Origin of the sequence: Streptomyces sp. NRRL S-378 (assembly GCF_000720645.1) — a bacterium.
Taxonomy (GTDB): domain Bacteria; phylum Actinomycetota; class Actinomycetes; order Streptomycetales; family Streptomycetaceae; genus Streptomyces.
Genome location: NZ_JOBX01000241.1, coordinates 1 through 215 on the forward strand (window position 1 = coordinate 1; position 215 = coordinate 215).

Genomic DNA, 215 nt, shown 5'->3' on the forward strand with positions numbered 1-215 from the left:
ACCCTGAAGGGCCTGGGCGGCCTGGTCGGGCTTCAGGGCTGGGACGTGTTCAAGCAGTCCTGGACCGGCCTGGCCAAGCTGGGCACCGGCCTGGCGATCCTGTCGATCCCCGGTGCCGGGCCGTTGTTCCTGTCCGCGCCGGACGACAAGCTGCCCTCGTGGCTGCGGGACTCCCGTACGGCGATGAAGGAGACCGGCAAGGCGCTGCTGGCCTG

Annotated in this window: 1 protein-coding gene; it reads left to right on the top strand. The window is 70.7% G+C overall.

Annotation, left to right across the window (positions count from 1 at the left end):
- On the top strand, positions 1–215 hold a 215-nt coding region (locus IH80_RS40455), incomplete at both ends, for a hypothetical protein (protein WP_037882512.1).